Genomic DNA, 375 nt, shown 5'->3' with positions numbered 1-375 from the left:
CAACATCGCCTGTACCATCTGGAAATTGGCGATCGGCTTGCCGAACTGCTGGCGCGTCTTGGCGTAGTCGATGGAAATATCCAGCGCCCGCTGCGAAATGCCAAGCGCGCTGAAGCTGCCGATCGCCCGTTCAAGATCCAGCCCCGACATCGTCACTGCGACGCCGCCATCCAGCTTGCCGACCAAGTTCTTGGCCGGCACCCGGCAATCTTCGAACACCAGCTCGCCAGTGGGCGAGCCGCGGAACCCCATCTTGTTCAGTTTCTGCGCCACCTTGAAACCGGGCGTGTCGGTTTCCACGATAAAGGCGGAAATACCCTTGGCCCCTTTTTCCGGCGAGGTCTTGGCATAGACCAGCACCAGATCGGCAATCGG

The 375-nt window shown here is 60.3% G+C and carries 1 protein-coding gene; it reads right to left on the bottom strand.

Annotation, left to right across the window (positions count from 1 at the left end):
* The coding region (locus ACP2AV_RS15730; protein WP_426373710.1) for an acyl-CoA dehydrogenase family protein at positions 1-375 on the bottom strand (375 nt) is incomplete at both ends.

This window comes from Aliiroseovarius sp. PTFE2010 (assembly GCF_049943335.1).
Classification (GTDB): Bacteria; Pseudomonadota; Alphaproteobacteria; order Rhodobacterales; family Rhodobacteraceae; genus JBNFVY01.
Note: the sequence above shows the minus strand (reverse complement) of the source record. Positions and strands in the feature narration are given on the sequence as shown.